This window comes from Pseudoalteromonas sp. SG45-1, from assembly GCF_014164135.1.
Classification (GTDB): Bacteria; Pseudomonadota; Gammaproteobacteria; order Enterobacterales; family Alteromonadaceae; genus Pseudoalteromonas; species Pseudoalteromonas distincta.
The window spans coordinates 21,294-38,019 of record NZ_JACJEP010000020.1 but is presented as its reverse complement, the minus strand read 5'-3'; the positions used below and the strand labels follow the sequence as shown (position 1 = coordinate 38,019).

Annotated in this window: 13 protein-coding genes; 9 read left to right on the top strand and 4 right to left on the bottom strand. The window is 38.1% G+C overall.

Annotation, left to right across the window (positions count from 1 at the left end; all coding sequences use genetic code 11):
- Positions 1 to 11 precede the first annotated feature (11 nt).
- Positions 12 to 1,292, bottom strand: a complete 1,281-nt coding sequence (locus H5117_RS15445; protein ID WP_002958615.1) for a flavohemoglobin expression-modulating QEGLA motif protein — start codon at positions 1,290 to 1,292, stop codon at positions 12 to 14.
- Between the two features lie 146 nt (positions 1,293 to 1,438).
- Here H5117_RS15445 and H5117_RS15440 point away from each other — a divergent pair, with 146 nt between their 5' ends.
- From H5117_RS15440 to H5117_RS15410, 7 genes are all read left to right on the top strand, one after another.
- Positions 1,439 to 1,696 carry a DUF3081 domain-containing protein gene (locus H5117_RS15440; RefSeq protein ID WP_008169639.1) on the top strand — a complete coding sequence of 86 codons (258 nt, stop codon included), beginning with the start codon at positions 1,439 to 1,441 and terminating at the stop codon, positions 1,694 to 1,696.
- On the top strand, positions 1,696 to 2,001 hold the full coding sequence (locus H5117_RS15435; RefSeq protein ID WP_002958617.1) for a hypothetical protein: 306 nt from the start codon (positions 1,696 to 1,698) through the stop codon (positions 1,999 to 2,001). The genes H5117_RS15440 and H5117_RS15435 overlap by 1 nt, the downstream gene beginning before the upstream one ends.
- Positions 2,002 to 2,410: 409 nt before the next feature.
- Positions 2,411 to 2,986 (top strand): transcriptional regulator BetI, encoded by a 576-nt coding sequence (betI, locus tag H5117_RS15430; RefSeq protein ID WP_182738597.1) that lies wholly within the window; start codon positions 2,411 to 2,413, stop codon positions 2,984 to 2,986.
- Position 2,987: 1 nt separating this feature from the next.
- The gene (gene betB, locus H5117_RS15425) at positions 2,988 to 4,451 is read left to right on the top strand and encodes a betaine-aldehyde dehydrogenase (RefSeq protein ID WP_182738584.1); all 1,464 of its coding nucleotides are present in this window, start codon (positions 2,988 to 2,990) and stop codon (positions 4,449 to 4,451) included.
- Between the two features lie 11 nt (positions 4,452 to 4,462).
- The gene (gene betA, locus H5117_RS15420; RefSeq protein WP_002958620.1) at positions 4,463 to 6,130 is read left to right on the top strand and encodes a choline dehydrogenase; all 1,668 of its coding nucleotides are present in this window, start codon (positions 4,463 to 4,465) and stop codon (positions 6,128 to 6,130) included.
- Positions 6,131 to 6,288: 158 nt separating this feature from the next.
- Positions 6,289 to 7,506, top strand: a complete 1,218-nt coding sequence (locus H5117_RS15415) for a BCCT family transporter (RefSeq protein ID WP_182724772.1) — start codon at positions 6,289 to 6,291, stop codon at positions 7,504 to 7,506.
- 9 nt (positions 7,507 to 7,515) lie between these two features.
- Entirely contained in the window at positions 7,516 to 8,217 is a 702-nt protein-coding gene (locus tag H5117_RS15410; protein WP_024603578.1) for a TorF family putative porin, read from the top strand.
- 71 nt (positions 8,218 to 8,288) lie between these two features.
- On the opposite strand, the gene H5117_RS15405 is transcribed toward H5117_RS15410, so the two are convergent.
- The 3 genes from H5117_RS15405 to fdxA all read right to left on the bottom strand — a co-directional run bounded on the left by H5117_RS15405 (position 8,289) and on the right by fdxA (position 13,315).
- Positions 8,289 to 10,043 carry a putative bifunctional diguanylate cyclase/phosphodiesterase gene (locus H5117_RS15405; RefSeq protein WP_370626122.1) on the bottom strand — a complete coding sequence of 585 codons (1,755 nt, stop codon included), beginning with the start codon at positions 10,041 to 10,043 and terminating at the stop codon, positions 8,289 to 8,291.
- A gap of 568 nt (positions 10,044 to 10,611) precedes the next feature.
- Positions 10,612 to 12,855: a carbohydrate binding family 9 domain-containing protein gene (locus H5117_RS15400; protein WP_182738583.1), complete on the bottom strand. Its 2,244-nt coding sequence runs from the start codon at positions 12,853 to 12,855 to the stop codon at positions 10,612 to 10,614.
- A gap of 136 nt (positions 12,856 to 12,991) precedes the next feature.
- On the bottom strand, positions 12,992 to 13,315 hold the full coding sequence (fdxA, locus tag H5117_RS15395) for a ferredoxin FdxA (RefSeq protein WP_002958626.1): 324 nt from the start codon (positions 13,313 to 13,315) through the stop codon (positions 12,992 to 12,994).
- A 194-nt stretch (positions 13,316 to 13,509) separates the two neighbouring features.
- Here fdxA and H5117_RS15390 point away from each other — a divergent pair, with 194 nt between their 5' ends.
- A complete protein-coding gene (locus H5117_RS15390; RefSeq protein WP_182738582.1) occupies positions 13,510 to 15,117 on the top strand; it encodes an NAD(P)/FAD-dependent oxidoreductase in 1,608 nt (535 codons plus the stop codon).
- Positions 15,118 to 15,212: 95 nt separating this feature from the next.
- Entirely contained in the window at positions 15,213 to 16,712 is a 1,500-nt protein-coding gene (locus H5117_RS15385; protein ID WP_182738581.1) for an amidase family protein, read from the top strand.
- The last annotated feature ends 14 nt before the right edge of the window (positions 16,713 to 16,726 follow it).

Sequence of the window (16,726 nt, the reverse complement as noted above, 5' to 3'; positions counted from 1 at the left end):
ATGTTGATTAATTATAAAAATAACGGTTTATAATCGTTTTCTAACTTTTCAAACGATAAATCGCCAATAAAGCGGCCAAAGCTCAACCAAGTTGCCAAACCACGTAAGTCTTTAAAGTGTGGTGGCACAAATTGTGGGCTCTCTATTACACCTAAATCATGAAGCTGCGATATTAATCTAAAATCATCTATCGATATTTTACCTACCAGTAATAAAGGGAGTCTATCTATTCGACCAAGCTGTATTGCAACGCGTATTAAGTTATAAACCAATACAAAGCCTTTAATGTAGGCAATATCTTTTGTAAAAGGCAAACCTGTTGGCGTACTGCCTCTAAATACACGCTGCGCAAGTGTGTAGCTGTCATCTTTTGATAAACCTTGCGCTACGTAATCACGGTAAATGTCTACAAACTCGGCGCCATCTATTACCTTTGTAACGGCTTGAATACGATTCACTAATTTAGATAAACGCCTTGGAGTTGATTTTAAAGTAATAATTTCGGTAAGGACCGCTAAGCCTTCTTGGGTAATAGTGGAGCTTGGCGTGCCTTTACTCAAACACGTTAAATAAGGCTGAGCTAAACCATTTTGAGTGGTACCGACGTGTATCCACCCTTCGTGAACTTCTAAAATATCAAGTTCGCGCTGAGAAAACTTAACATCTTGATTAAGCTTTATATTATTAGCACCTGCGGCTGCATCACTAACAATACCATCGCTAAGCATTACCTCAACGTTTATGCCTGCCATACTAGCAGTTACTTGCTCAGACAGAATACGCACTGCATCAACAGCATCAATATTTTTAGGGTCGTCAGGCAGTATGTCGGCTATAAGTAAATTTTGCAGCGGTTTATCTAGCATATTAGCTAGCTCAGAAAGTGAGGGCTCACCGGCATGAAATAAATCTTTAGGGTGACCAAATAACTCCACCGATAAGTCATGAAACTCTGGTGTGCCACGATACTCAAGCATACTTAATACTGTTTTATACTCTGTGCACATTTTTCCCATGTATTGAGCTATGGGATTTAACTGCCCCAATTGGTTAATAATGTTACGGTGCAAAGTAGAAAACGCTTGGCGTAACTCGCTAGGTACAAAACCAAGATCGCGCTGTTGATAGTATGCACGATCGATCAGTGGATTTTTTTGACATTTTTGTCTAAAAAACTCCTCTTTAGTTTGTTTATCCCAATTAATAGCATCGAGTATCCTAATAGGCGTTTGCAATGCAATTAATTGATCCGATAACTCACGAGTTTTTAGTAGTAACGCCTTGTCTATCATGGTGTAAGCTCAACAATAAATGAATTTTGAGCATAATTTAAAAAGGCCAAATTACAAAGCAATATCACATTTTTTTAGCTATTGTTTTTAAGATGATCGACCCTCATATCTATATCGTATTAGCTTTTTAATAAAAGGTATAAAACATGAAAAACGAACTCGACAATAAACAGATTTTAGCCGTATATGAACGCATAATTCAAAAAGGTGAAATGACTGATGAAGGCAAACATTATCAGGGAGTTACTGCATATTCAGACGTAGACGGTTACACAGTATACCTACAAGGTAGCGGCGTAGAACTGCGCTTTGGTTTTCATAATACTTACCACCTTGACTACGAGCATGAAAAGCATAAAGACGACTTTTTGAAAAAATTATATAACATTGCAAACGAGAGCTAATGCACCCACGAAAACTAAGACACCGCCCGACCAGTAAGCTCAATACTACTTTTATTAATCAAGTAGTAGAAGAGCTTAAAGCTAATCCAAGTAAAGTCTCTATTATTCAAGACAACCTAGAACAGTACCGTTCTCAAACTCATTTAAAGCGTGGTTTTTTACTGGCTATAGAGCGCTTTGATTGGGTATTTGAAGCAAGCAAAGATATTGATTTCATTTGCCAGCAAATTTTAGCTGATGACTACATTGGCAATAGACTAAGACGTTACCCCCTACTTTTTAAAGGCGTTATTAATAATGCCTAACCTTTCAATACCAAGCGCTTTAAAGCGATAAAACCACAAAGTTTACTCTCCATATAAATTTATTAGAGCACTAAGCAATTGCAGGTTTAGTGTTCTTTTGTATCAAAATAATACTATTAGTACTCTAACTATTATTGTTCTAATGGTTTTTTGACATTTTATTCATTTATTGCTGTAAACAAATCATTACTATTATTAAATTTAAAAATTAAATTCTCAAGCTACTGTTTTAAATAAAATTAAACAAATAAAAACCACATCTTCTTTGTCCTATTAATTGCTCTTTTATTAATGATTAATCTACATTTTGGCATCTAGGTATTTACTTCAGCCTTGAATTGTTAGAGCTATTACCTTAAGCTTATGTTTATTGAACGTTCAATTAATAAAAATTATGCCTAAAGTCGGAATGGAACCTGTCAGACGTCAGCAGCTAATTGACGCAACTATAGAGTCAGTTGCTACTAAGGGACTACAAGGCACAACTATAAACAGCATTAGTAAAAATGCAGGTTTATCGTCGGGTATTATTAGTCATTATTTTAATGGTAAGCAGGGGCTGATTGAAGCCACTGTTCGATACTTACTAACAAGCTTAAAACAAGACTTGATAGGCAAAGTAAATCATCAAACAAATGCGACTGAACGTTTAATGTTTATTATCGAAGCCAACTTTGCGCTTGTACAACAGCGTAATGATACAACCCGAACGTGGTTAAGTTTTTGGGCGCAATCGATGCATGATGAAGAATTACACCGACTACAAAATGTAAACAGTAAACGCTTGCAAAGTAATTTAGCATTTTCTTTTAAACAATTAATGCCTATTAAGCAAGCAAATCAAGCTGCAGAACTTAGCGCCGCAATGATCGATGGCCTATGGTTAAGAGCAGTACTGAGTAAATCAGACAATAATCAGTTTAAACACTGTGAAAAGTTAGCAAAAAGCTATGTACTTTCACTTATCAAGCAATATGGAGCCTAGCGTGACTACACCTGTCTATCAAAATTTTATTAACGGCCATTTTCTTGCAAACCAGAACGGCAAAACATTTGATGTAACAAACCCAGCAACGGGCGAGGTTATTTACGCAGTAGAAATTGCCGACGAATTTATTCAAAACGCAGCCATTGCCAGTGCAAAGCAAGGTTTTGCTCAGTGGTCAGCAATGACACCCATTGAACGTAGCCGCATTTTATTAAAAGCAGTGGCTATTTTACGCGAGCGCAACGATGAACTAGCACTTGTAGAAGTACTCGACACCGGTAAACCAATGCAAGAAGCAAATTGTGTTGATATTGAAACTGGCGCTGATGTAATTGAATACTTTGCAGGTCTTGCGCCAGCACAAGTAGGCCAACAACAAATGGTTGGTGATGACTTTTACTACACACGCAAAGAACCATTAGGTATTTGTGCGGGTATTGGTGCATGGAACTACCCACTACAAATTGCATGTTGGAAGTCGGGCCCTGCCCTTGCTGCTGGTAATGCATTTATATTCAAACCATCAGAAGAAACACCACTGGGCGCTCTTAAACTTGCAGAAGTATTTGTTGAAGCTGGCGTACCTGCAGGTGTGTTTAATGTTGTTCAAGGCGCGGGCGATGTAGGCCAGTGGCTAACGCAGCATAGCGAGATTGACAAAGTATCGTTCACGGGTGAAGTAGGCACAGGTAAAAAAGTTGTAGCAAGTGCTGCCGGTACTTTAAAAGATGTCACGATGGAGCTTGGTGGTAAATCTCCACTATTAGTATTTGATGACGCCAACATTGAGCAAGCGGTTAGCGCCGCTATGCTAGGTAATTTTTATACGCAAGGCGAAATTTGTACTAACTGTACACGTATTTACGTTCATAAAAATGTATATCAGCAATTTATTGATGAGCTTAAAGCGCGCACTGAGAAAAACATTATTGCTGGCGACCCACAAGATTTAAATACTAACTTTGGCGCACTTATCTCTAAAAAGCACCAAGAACTAGTAATGAGCTACGTTAATAAAGGCATCGAAGAAGGTGCAACGCTATTAACTGGTGGTACAACGCTTTCACCTGAATCTGCACCTAATGGCTATTTTGTAGCACCGACTGTGTTCATTGATTGCAACGACGATATGACAATCGTTAAAGAAGAAATATTTGGCCCTGTAATGAGCGTGCTTGTTTTTGACGACGAAGACGATGTTATTGCACGCGCTAACGCAACCCACCTAGGCTTGGCCGCAGGCGTATTTACTAGCGATATTAAACGTGCGCACCGCGTTATCCATAAGTTACAAGCCGGTATTTGTTGGATTAATGCATACGGTAACTCACCTGCTGAAATGCCTGTTGGCGGTTATAAGCAATCGGGTATTGGCCGTGAAAATGGTATACAAACTCTTGATCAATACACGCAAACTAAGTCTATTTATGTTGGTATGGCCGACATAGAAAGCCCATTTTAAGGCGCCCTACTATGAGTAATCATTACGACTATATTATTGTTGGCGCGGGTTCGGCGGGTTGTGTTTTAGCAAACCGTTTATCTGAAGATTCAAGTAACCGCGTGTTACTACTTGAAACTGGCGGTAGTGATAAAAGTATTTTTATAAAAATGCCAACCGCGTTATCTATTCCTATGAATAGTGACAAATATGCATGGCAGTTTCATACGCAGCCTGAGCCTCATTTAGATAACCGTGAGATGCATTGTCCTCGAGGCAAAGTATTAGGCGGCTCGTCATCTATCAACGGCATGGTATACGTACGTGGCCATGCAAAAGATTTTGACGAATGGCAGCAACACGGTGCAAACGGCTGGGATTACCAATCGTGTTTACCGTATTTTCAAAAAGCAGAAAGCTTTTATCTTGGTGAAAATACTTACCGTGGTGGCAAAGGCCCGCTTGGCGTTAATAACGGCAACGAAATGAAAAACCCGCTTTACCGCACCTTTATCAAAGCAGGTGTACAAGCCGGTTACGCGTCTACAGATGATTATAATGCATCGCAGCAAGAGGGTTTTGGCCCAATGCACATGACCGTAAAAGACGGCGTGCGCAGCTCTGCTTCGCGTGAGTATTTAGACCCTGTTAAATCGCGTAGTAATTTAACAATTATTACAGGTGCGCTAGCACAGCGCGTGATTTTAGATGGTAAAAAAGCCACTGGCATTGAATACAAAGTAAATGGCGACGTTAAAACAGCACATGCTGCAAAAGACGTAATATTAAGTGCAGGCCCAATCGGCTCTCCACATATTTTACAACTCTCTGGTATTGGTGATACTCAAGCGCTTGAAAAAGCAGGCGTTGAAGTACAGCATCATCTACCAGGTGTAGGTCAAAACTTACAAGATCATCTTGAGTTTTACTTTCAATACAAGTGTAAGCAACCTATCACGCTTAACGGCAAACTAGGCATTGTTTCAAAAGGGTTGATTGGTGCGCGCTGGTTATTAACGCGTTCGGGTTTAGGTGCAACGAATCATTTTGAATCGTGTGCGTTTATTCGCTCAAAACCAGGTGTTGAATGGCCAGATATTCAATATCACTTTTTACCAGCGGCTATGCGTTACGATGGTAGAAGTGCATTTGCAGGTCATGGTTTTCAGGTACATGTGGGTCATAACAAACCAAAAAGTCGCGGTAGTGTCACTATTGCTTCTGCGAACCCTGAGCAACCACCAACCATTTTATTTAATTACCTTGAACACCAAGACGATATTGAAGGCTTTAGAGCGTGCGTTCGCTTAACACGCGACATAATCGAACAAAGTGCCTTTGATGAATACCGCGATGAAGAAATTCAACCAGGTAAACATATTCAAACAGATGAAGAAATAGATGCCTTTGTACGCCAAGCCGTAGAAAGTGCCTACCACCCTTCTTGCTCATGCAAAATGGGTGAAGATGATATGGCCGTTGTTAATTCAAATACGCAAGTACATGGTATTGAAGGACTACGTGTTGTTGACTCATCTATATTCCCAACAGTTCCTAACGGAAACTTGAATGCGCCTACTATTATGGTTGCCGAAAAAGCAGCTGACATAATTTTAGGTAAAGAACCATTACAGAAATCGGATGTGAATGTTGCCATAACAACAAACTGGCAAGAAACACAACGTAGTACGGAGATCTAACTTTAGCCACATGCTTAGGTTTAGTCTCGTCGGGCTAAACCAATGCGTGCCTTGCAGTGGCACACGATGTAAATAGGTTACGTTGTGTTAATGCGAGAATAAAACAATAAAATACGGAGTGCTTATGAATTATTTTTATTCATTACTGGAGGGTAACAATGACTATTTGGCTTAATGCAGGCATCATTTTTACCTTACTTGCTATTATCACTATTTTAATTAAATGGGGTAATGTTCGCGTAGTAGGTGTAACACCAGTTCGAACCTTTACCTTTATAGCAATACTATTTACTTCTGGCCTAGATGTTGGCCTTATTATGTTTCCTTTAACTGAGTTTGCAGGTTATGCAGACATAAAAGCAAGCCCAGAATACGCGTTTGCAAATCCACTGGCTATTGAGTTTGGCTACTGGGGATTTTTGATCTGGGGATTTTACTTTCTTACGTGCTTTTATTTCTGTGTAATAGAACCTAAAGTGAAATTTTTCGAAATTCCTTGGGTTAAATTTATCAATAACGTTGTAATTATTGGTACATGTGCATTTACCGCTTATTTGCTGCTTACAAACCTACCGTGGTATTTACCCGAATTAGGTGATGGAACAAGTATAGTTTCTGAGTTTTACTTAATTGTGTTTGCTGCTATCTGTTTTGCTGTGTACTCAAGTACTGATATTAAATATGTACGTATTTTAAGTATTTCTACTACGTGGTTATTCTTAGCTTTAATCGCCTTTATGTGGACTGGCGCATTTGTGATAGGTGATGGTCAAATGTCAGCATTTACAGATAACTTAGGTTCTATTGGTACTTACTTTGCAAACATTAATGAATTTGTTTTACCGCTTAATGATTACCATGAGTTTTACTTATTCTGGTGGTTTGCGTGGAGCATAATGATTGGTCAATTTACATCACGCTTTGTTGGTGGACTTAAAACATACCAAGTATTAGCTGCAATGTTGATTTTCCCTTCTATTCCTATTGCGATTTGGTTTAGCGTACTTTATCACTACCATGAAGCGGGCATCCCAACTCAAGGTATTAAAAACTTCGCTATGGTATTTGTAGGTATTGTATTTGTAATTAACTCACTTGATTCGTTAGTGCGTTTATATACAGATAACCTAAACTTTACCGTAAAGCGTTTTGGCAAAATGAAATACATAATCGGAAATGTTGTTGCTCTATCATTACTTACACTATTGTTTAAATTAGAATTTTTACAAATTCAGTGGGTAGGCGCATTAGTTATCGGCTTATTCTTTATCTGTGCAGCCTTTATTGGTTACAGTAAATTTAAAACAGTAACGAATATAGATAGCTCACCAAAAGCAAACGCAATTGATTACACAAAAATAGACACAGTACACTAGGGATTAATAATGAATAACAAACTAAAACAACTTGTAGTAGCACTACCATTTGCACTTTTATCAACAACTGCAGCAGCTGATTGGTCAACAACAATCACTGCAGCGTCTGACTACACTTTTAATGGTGTAACACAGACCGATAGCGACCCTGCAATTCAAGGCAGCTTAGATTATGCCTTTGATAGTGGTGTTTACGCTGGTGTTTGGGCCTCAAACGTAGATTTTGGTGACGACACTGATTTTGAGCTTGATGCTTACTTAGGTAAATATGTACAACTTGATGAGCAATTCAGCGTTGATTACGGTATCGCTTATTACACTTATCAAGGTAATAACAGTGACGGTAACTACGCTGAAGCTTACACTAAGTTTGGTTATGCAAGTGAATACGGCCAAACTGAGCTTAACTTTTGGTATAGCTGGGATTACTTTGGAACAGGTGCGGGTCATGTAATTTCAATGGTTGCTCACACTTATGAACTAGCTCCAAATCACGCACTACGTGCAAGTTTTGATATTTCAAACTCACTTGATGGTGAAAAGTGGGCTTGGGATACAAACCAGAAAAAATCGTACAAGCACTACCGCCTAGCTTATCAAACAAGCTACGAAGGTTTTGGTATTGAAGTGGCTGCTGAAAACACTAGCTTAGATTACGATTATGCTGATGAGCGTATTGTACTTGCTGTTTCACGCACATTTGATCTTTAATACATTAATTACTGATTAAACAAAAAATGCCACTCTGTTTAGAGTGGCATTTTTATTTGTAAAATAACTAACTAACTAACAATATCCCACGCACTTGTACCCGATGCAGAAAGATTGCTGGTGTTATTACGTAATACTTTATTGCCTACATTAACTGATGACTCAGGACGGCTCACTAAATACCCCTGAACTGAACTCACACCCATTTTTTTAACAAGCTCAAACTGCCCTATTTCTTCAACGCCTTCAGCTACAATTTTAAGGCCCAGCTTTTGTCCAAGCTCACTAATTGTATTTAATATATCGTTATACTTTTGGCTTTTATTGGCTTGAGCTATGAACGAGCGATCAATTTTAATAACATCAATTGGTAAATCCGCTAATGTACTTAACGAGCTAAAACCTGTACCAAAGTCATCAATTGCAATAGTGATGCCTTCTTCTCTTAATCTACTTAGCTCTTTAATTATTCTAGGGCTGGCTTGAATAAATGTTGATTCGGTAATTTCTAGCATTAAAGACGTCGCCGGTAAGCCGGTTTTTTTTAGCTTCTTCATTATCCAATCATAAATATCACGGTGCTTTAACTGAATGCCCGAAACGTTAACAGATATTTTTACTTTGCGCATACCTGCATTATGCCATGCAGCCATTTGCCGACACGATTCAAGCATAATCCAATCGCCAAGCTCTAATATTAAATTCGACTCTTCTGCTATTGGAATAAATTCTGAAGGAGGGATCATACCTTCAACTGGGTGGTCCCAGCGTGTAAGCGCTTCAAAATAATCAATCATACAATCTTCAACATGTACAATTGGCTGAAAAGATAAGTAAAAATCTTTACACGCGAGCGCTAAACGCAATTCTTCGAGTAAATAATGGTAACGGCGCATTTTGTTACCCATTTCTGGCGAGTAAACTTTAAATATTCCCTTACCATCACTCTTAGCTCTGTACATAGCAACATCAGCTAATTGTAAAAGTGCTTGTGGGGTTGACGCACTTTCTGGGTAAGCAGCAATACCAATACTAGCACTAATTTTTACTATTTTATTGCCAAGCACAAAGTCTTTTTCAAGCTCACTTAACACGTGCTTCGCAATGTCAACAACTCTGTCGCTATCATCAAGTAGTTCTATAAATATGGAGAATTCATCTCCACCTAATCTTGATAAGTTTTGCTCTAATTGATTAGCGCTATTAATATTACTTAACTTATGGTGACGTAAAACATTTGCAAGTCGACTGGCCACTTGAACTAATATTTCATCACCAAAACTGTGGCCAAACGAATCATTTACTTGTTTAAAGCCATCCAAGTCGATAAATAGAAGCGCACATTTGAGATCTTCCTGATTAGCATGATTTATTTGTCTGTCTATGTGTTCAATATATGCATGGCGGTCAATTAACAGCGTCAGTTTATCTTGACAAATACTTGTTTGAGTTTGTTTTACATAATTAACTACGTGTGAATTTAAGCTATTTATAGATTGGCTTAAGCTGCTTACACCTAATGGGTTCTCTGCCGGTTTAACTTGTAAATTAAATGCAGTAAGTAAGCTGTTGGCTTGGCGATTGAGCTCCGCTATTTGATTTTTATAATGACGTTTTCTACGTTCTCTACGTAAATAGATACCTGAGCCAAATATCAATATACATAAAAATAAAAAGTTCATGGGTGATGAGAGCGTCATCATGATTAACTTATTAGAATCAGCGGCTACAAATTGGGTATCAGTGGTTTTAATAAGTAAAAAATCAGCTGTTGGCTGCTCAATTATATAATGGCCATTTAAAATGGGATTATACCAAGGAGCCATATCAAGGGAGGTATTCGTGATCTCGAAACTTCGTATATCAATATTAGTCTGAAATAGATTTATACGGTTGATCTGATTAGTTAACTCTATGTTTATGCAGAAACAAAATAGAACTATGATTAAGAAAATAAAACCGAGCGGCTTAAGTTTATTCATAAAAAAAATCCATCTATTTTGCTTCTCCTATCAAACCTATTACCAAAAGCGGATTATATCGCTTGCATTTAGTACTACGCAAGCATTGATATAATCCTAAGCCATTAGAATAACAAAAAATTGTAACGATAATGGATTAACTAACTATATCTACATATAGTATAGATGGGATTAATAAAAATAAACAAAAACGTTTCAATTGTTTAAAATTTAATACATGCCGTCAATAAGCTCTATAATTTTTTCTTCCGCATTAATCTATGCCTCACCACTACAGCTTTAAGTACTTATATTTACTCAACCTTAATCTCATTTGCTCCGCTGTCGTACATCATTTAAAAATTATTCTTGCGCATTATGCATTGCTACTCAAACTAGTAGGAATTATCGCTAATAAAATTATTATTAATATTTAAAGCTGCCATGCATAGCTAACTTTTGTAAATAAGGTACGTTGATCTCGCTCAATATTTTTAAGAGAATCGTCTTGGTAACCTCTATCTGAGTAACCCAAATAAAACAGTGTTTGCGCATTAATTTTATATGAGTAAACAAGCTGACTACCATAGTCTTTGTTAATTTGGCTAACTTGATAAAAGTAGGCATTTTCGTCTCTATCAATATCTTCAAATTGTAAAATAAGCTTAAGAATTGAACGCATACTAAATTTATAATGAAGCCTAAAATCAACTAAGTTAGCTGTAAATACACGCTCCCCTTGTGGGTTATCTAATTGGCTGTAGTTATGTTTTACATCGAGCTGCCAATGGTCGTTAATGTCCCACACCATTTGGGTTTGGGTGTCAAACGCATCGCCTAATTGCTCATTTGCATAATCAATGCGGCTAGCGTATTCAACATATAATGATAACTTTAAATCTTTAGTGGGTTTAAAGCCCGTATAAATGTAACCAATATTTTGATTATAAAAATTGTCATTATAATTTTCATAACGGTGTACTAAACCAATTTCAAAAATAGATTGTTTTTGACCTTTAAAACTCAAAAAGCCTTCGTATTCTTCTTCAAGTAAGTCGCCATTTTGTGCCCACGTTTTATCCCAGTCAGCTTCGTATGACCATGAGGTAAGTAAATCAGATTCATCTCTGTACCATGTTTGTCCGCCACCAAAGCCTACTTTTTCATAATCGACTTTAGCTTGATAACCTAAATCAGTGCGGTAGTCCTGCCCAATATTTTCATAAGATGCAAATAATTTGTAATCACGTTTATCGCGGGTAAGTTCTAGAGCATAAGCTTCATCTGATTGAGTTTGAGATAAGTTATAGTTTTGAATTAAAAATTCAGAGTTACGAGTATCAGCAGATGACACTTGATACAAAAGAGTATCCGATTGATTAAACCAGTAGCTACCATCCACTGATAATACAGTGTTGTGATAGTCATCACTTTCTCTGTACGTGCTTGAAATACCAATAGTACCTTGCTGACCTAAGTCATATTGATAACGCCCTGCGGCTGCATTCGTTTTTTCGTTTAAGCTTGCAAAGCCAGAGCCCTGATTCGTTGGCAGTAAAATATTACTATTGTCGTCATCAGCTAGCATTAGCGCATAACTATGATCGCCCGTTTTACCCGTCAGCTTTGCACCTAAAGTAGGCTCTGCAATTGTACGTGTATATAAAAGCTCAAATAAACTACTTTTAAAGTAAGAAGCACCATCTAAAAAGAAAGGACGTTTTTCAGCGTAATAAATTGAAAAGGTTGTATTTACATCAAGCTCTAAAGAGTCAGTTTCTACTTGCGAAAAATCAGGATTAATTGTCGCGTTTAAAACAGCATCTTTTGTTAAACCCCAGCGTAAATCTAAGCCCACTTCAGTATCTATATCACCCTTATCCCAATCACCTGGCAACGCAGATTTATTATCGTTACGCAGTGTTGTTAATGTAGGTGTTAATTGGATATTTTTACTTGATTCAATGTCACTAAAGCCAACTAACTTATCAAACTGGCAAAGGCTGCATTTCACATTTCTATCAAACCCCATATTTGATAGCTGATATAGCACATCACGTTGGTAGTTTCTCATTACAGAAAAACCCCACGTTAGCTCATTTTTATTTTCAGGAAAACGCAGTGCTTTAAAAGGAATACGCATTTCAACAACATAACCTTTGTCGTTAATTTGTCCTGCGCTATCCCAAATAGCATTCCATGAGGTATCAGAGCTCCAGCCATCGGTGTCGGTCATTCGTATATCGCCTTGCGCGCCCAGCGGGTTAACATGGAATTCATAACCACTGCGTTCATCATTAAATGTATCAATAACAAGAATAACGACGTCGTCTTCCCATAGCGTATCGCGGTCACGAAGTGATGCACGAATTTGCTCAGGGTTAGGATCCTCAGCAATAAAACCAACATATAAGTTAGTGCCATCTTCGTAAATAAAGGCATCAGTTTTTACAGGAGGTGTGCCTTTTTCGTTAGGCTCATCTTGGTAGAGTAAAGATATACGTGTTGCATTTTGCCAGTGCGCTTCATCCATAACACCATCAACGGTGATATTTGAATTAATACGGGACAAGGATACTTGCTGTTTTTTAGCCGCTACATCAAGGCTTGAAAGTAATAAAGCAAAACTTAAAAATAGGAAGGTAAACTTTTTTATTATAGTTATAAAGTACTGCATAAACATCCATTTAGACTGTAATTACTCATAAGGAGCAACTTAAGCTGAGGATTGTAATTTATCCAGGTACATTTGTTAATACTTTGAAATAAAAAATTAACTATTTAATGATAAAGGAGTAACTAATTGTTATGTATTATGTTTCGAGTAGTTTAAGCTTATCGTCTATGCCATTCCATACATCAGCGTCCTCTGGTGCAGGTTTAACCTCTGTAATGCGCGGCCAGACCAGTGCAAGTTCAGCATTTAATTCAGTAAACTCTTTTTGAGACTCTGGTAGCTCATCTTCTTGGTATATCGCATCAGCTGAACACTCAGGGACACATAAGCCACAATCGATACAATCAATCGGGCTAATTGCTAAAAAATTAGGGCCTTCAAAAAATGCATCTGCTGGGCACACTGATACGCAATCGGTGTACTTACATTTTATACAATTTTCGGTGACAACAAACGCCATACTATTTTAATACCTAAGATTTTGAACAACAGTTGTGGATCATACCCATCCACCCCAAAAATACAATAAATAAGTGCCATATCAGGCTATTTTAACGTAAAATGCGCGCCTAATGTTTGCACACTCGTTGTGCACTGCATCCCCTTATTGTGAGCGGTAATAATACCCCGCTATGACACCTAAAAGAGATATAAATGATACGTTTAACCGAAATAAAGCTGCCACTTGATCATGACGAAGACGCTATTGGTCAAGCAATTGTAAATAAACTAAAAATCCAACCTGAACAATTGCACAGTTTTAATGTGTTTAAACGTGGTTATGATGCACGTAAAAAATCAGCTATTTTACTTATTTATACACTCGATATAGAAGTTGATAACGAAGCCGAGCTACTCGCAGCATTTGAAAAAGACCAGCATGTAAAAGTAGCACCAGACACAAGTTATAAATTTGTAGCCCATGCTAACAATAATATCAAAGAGCGCCCTGTCGTGATTGGTTTTGGTCCTTGTGGTTTATTTGCGGGCTTATTACTTGCTCAAATGGGCTTTAAACCCATTATATTAGAGCGCGGTAAAGAAGTACGTGAACGTACAAAAGACACGTTTGGCTTTTGGCGTAAACGCACACTTAATACAGAATCAAATGTACAATTTGGTGAAGGTGGCGCAGGTACATTCTCAGACGGTAAGTTATACAGCCAAGTAAAAGATCCAAAGCATTATGGCCGAAAAGTCATTACTGAATTTGTAGAAGCAGGCGCACCCGATGAAATTTTATACGTAAGTAAGCCACACATTGGTACGTTTAAACTTGTCACCATGATTGAAAAAATGCGCGCTCGTATAATAAAGCTTGGCGGCGAAATTCGCTTTAGCACACGTGTTGACGATATTCATTTAGACGACGGGCAAGTAACAGGTTTAACGCTTTCAAATGGCGAGCAGCTAAACACTCGCCATGTTGTATTAGCCGTTGGCCACAGCGCACGTGACACGTTTGATATGATCCACAAAAAAGGGATTTATGTTGAAGCAAAGCCATTCTCAGTCGGTTTTAGAATCGAACATAAACAATCAATGATCGATGAATGTCGTTTTGGCACAAATGCAGGAAACCCAATTTTAGGCTCTGCCGATTATAAACTTGTTCATCACTGCGACAATGGCCGCACCGTTTACAGCTTTTGTATGTGCCCAGGTGGCACAGTAGTCGCTGCAACCTCTGAAGAGGGCCGCGTTGTTACCAACGGTATGAGTCAATATTCACGAAGTGAGCGCAACGCTAACAGCGCTATTGTGGTAGGTATATCACCAGAGCAAGATTTCCCTGGTAATCCACTTGCTGGAATAGACTTACAACGCAAACTTGAAGAGCAAGCGTATGAGCTTGGTGGTAGCAACTACGATGCACCAGCACAGTTAATTGGAGATTTCTTAAAAGGTAAATCATCTGCAGACTTAGGTGAAGTACAACCCTCTTACACTCCTGGTATTAAGTTAACTGACTTGAGTAAAGTGTTACCACAATTTGCAATTGATGCCCTTCGCGAAGCGATACCAGCGTTTAATAAACAAATTCGTGGCTTTTCAACTAACGACGGTTTATTAACCGGTGTTGAAACACGTACTTCGTCGCCTATTAGTATTAAGCGTGATAAAACATTCCAAAGTATTAACACCAAAGGGCTTTACCCTGCAGGTGAAGGCGCAGGTTACGCTGGCGGTATTTTATCAGCGGGTATTGATGGTATTAAAGCAGCTGAAGCGGTCGCACTGTCTATGTTAGAAAACGCTTAAACCTCTTTTTTAAGCTGTTTATCGAAAAGCCTCACTTTGTGAGGTTTTTTTGTGCTAAATATATAGAAAATAATAACACCTCAAGCACCTCAACAATGATCAAAACATTTACCTTTTCGTTGCTTAGTGTATTAGCAATTTTTAACGCTAAAGCACAAGAGCTAAAAACCATCGATGAAATCCACAGTGCATATAAAAATAATTCTATTAATGCACAGCAACTCACCCAAAATTATATAGACCGAATTAATAAACTTAACCCACAATACAATGCAGTTATTAGTATTGAGCCTACAGCTATTGCTCAAGCTAAAACGTTAGATGAACTTGCCGCCAAAGGCACTTGGGCAGGTCCATTACACGGAATACCTGTACTTCTTAAAGATAATATAGAAACGAAGGGCACACTTCCCACAACGGCTGGCTCTTTAGCACTTAAAAATAACGTTACTGATAATGATGCTTTTGTTGTTAAACAACTACGTAATGCGGGCGCTATAATTTTAGGCAAAGCTAATTTAAGTGAATGGGCAAATTTTCGTTCATCCTATTCATCGTCAGGCTGGAGTGCCGTAGGCGGACAAACACATAATGCGCACGATGTAACACGTAATCCATGTGGTTCTAGTGCAGGCTCTGCTGTTGCAGTAGCACTTAACTTTGCGCCCATAGCATTAGGGACTGAAACAGACGGTTCAATTACGTGCCCTGCCTCAGTAAATGGAGTTTATGCAATAAAACCGAGTATGGGCCAAGTATCACGCTCAGGCGTTATACCTCTTTCAAGTAGCCAAGATTCAGTAGGGCCGATGGCGCATTCACTTAAAGATTCGCTACTGGTTTTATCTGTTTTGCAAGGTGAGGACTCTCTTGATACGACAACTACAGGGTTTGAATTAAAAACAGGTAATCTAAAATCAAAATCATCACTTATTATAGGTGCGCTACCTAGCGATAAATTTACAATTGAAACGCAGCGCCTTTATGCCAAGCAGTTACAAGCATTAAAACAGGCTGGGCACACTATTATTAATGTAGATATTACTGACAACTTAGATACGCTATTTGTTGATGAATACTATATTTTACTTTACGACTTCAAAGCCGAAATTAATCACTACCTCGCAAGCACTCCAGCACAAGTGGCTGTAAAAAGCCTAAAAGCACTTATTAATTTTAATATTCAAAATAAAAATACAGAAATGCCCCACTTTGAGCAAGACATCCTAGTTCAATCTCAGGCTATTGATTTAACTAACAAACAAAAATACCAAGAGACTAAAGAACGCTATCGCACTTTAGCAACGACAGCCATTGTTAATGTATATAAAAACAACAAGCTTGATATTGTTATAGCGCCTACAGTATCACCCGCCTGGAAGACAGACTTAGTTAATGGTGATAATTTTAATGGTAGTAGTAGTTCGTTATCTGCTATTGCAGGCACAACGCACATAACTCTGCCGGTAGGCAAAGTAAGTGGTTTACCAGTTGGTTTGTCCATAATAGCAAATAAAGAGGGCGAGCAAGCGGCTTATGTATACGCAAATATTATTGATGAGGTGTTATCATCAGGCACAAAAAAACCTGAGTAAACTCAGGTTTTTTT

Excerpts from the sequence above, each read along its gene's own strand:
- H5117_RS15445 (WP_002958615.1), bottom strand. The coding sequence starts at position 1,292 with ATGATAGACAAGGCGTTACTACTAAAAACTCGTGAGTTATCGGATCAA.
- H5117_RS15440 (WP_008169639.1), top strand. The coding sequence starts at position 1,439 with ATGAAAAACGAACTCGACAATAAACAGATTTTAGCCGTATATGAACGC.
- H5117_RS15435 (WP_002958617.1), top strand. The coding sequence starts at position 1,696 with ATGCACCCACGAAAACTAAGACACCGCCCGACCAGTAAGCTCAATACT.
- betI (WP_182738597.1), top strand. The coding sequence starts at position 2,411 with ATGGAACCTGTCAGACGTCAGCAGCTAATTGACGCAACTATAGAGTCA.
- betA (WP_002958620.1), top strand. The coding sequence starts at position 4,463 with ATGAGTAATCATTACGACTATATTATTGTTGGCGCGGGTTCGGCGGGT.
- H5117_RS15415 (WP_182724772.1), top strand. The coding sequence starts at position 6,289 with ATGACTATTTGGCTTAATGCAGGCATCATTTTTACCTTACTTGCTATT.
- H5117_RS15410 (WP_024603578.1), top strand. The coding sequence starts at position 7,516 with ATGAATAACAAACTAAAACAACTTGTAGTAGCACTACCATTTGCACTT.
- H5117_RS15405 (WP_370626122.1), bottom strand. The coding sequence starts at position 10,043 with ATGGCTCCTTGGTATAATCCCATTTTAAATGGCCATTATATAATTGAG.
- H5117_RS15400 (WP_182738583.1), bottom strand. The coding sequence starts at position 12,855 with ATGCAGTACTTTATAACTATAATAAAAAAGTTTACCTTCCTATTTTTA.
- fdxA (WP_002958626.1), bottom strand. The coding sequence starts at position 13,315 with ATGGCGTTTGTTGTCACCGAAAATTGTATAAAATGTAAGTACACCGAT.
- H5117_RS15390 (WP_182738582.1), top strand. The coding sequence starts at position 13,510 with ATGATACGTTTAACCGAAATAAAGCTGCCACTTGATCATGACGAAGAC.
- H5117_RS15385 (WP_182738581.1), top strand. The coding sequence starts at position 15,213 with ATGATCAAAACATTTACCTTTTCGTTGCTTAGTGTATTAGCAATTTTT.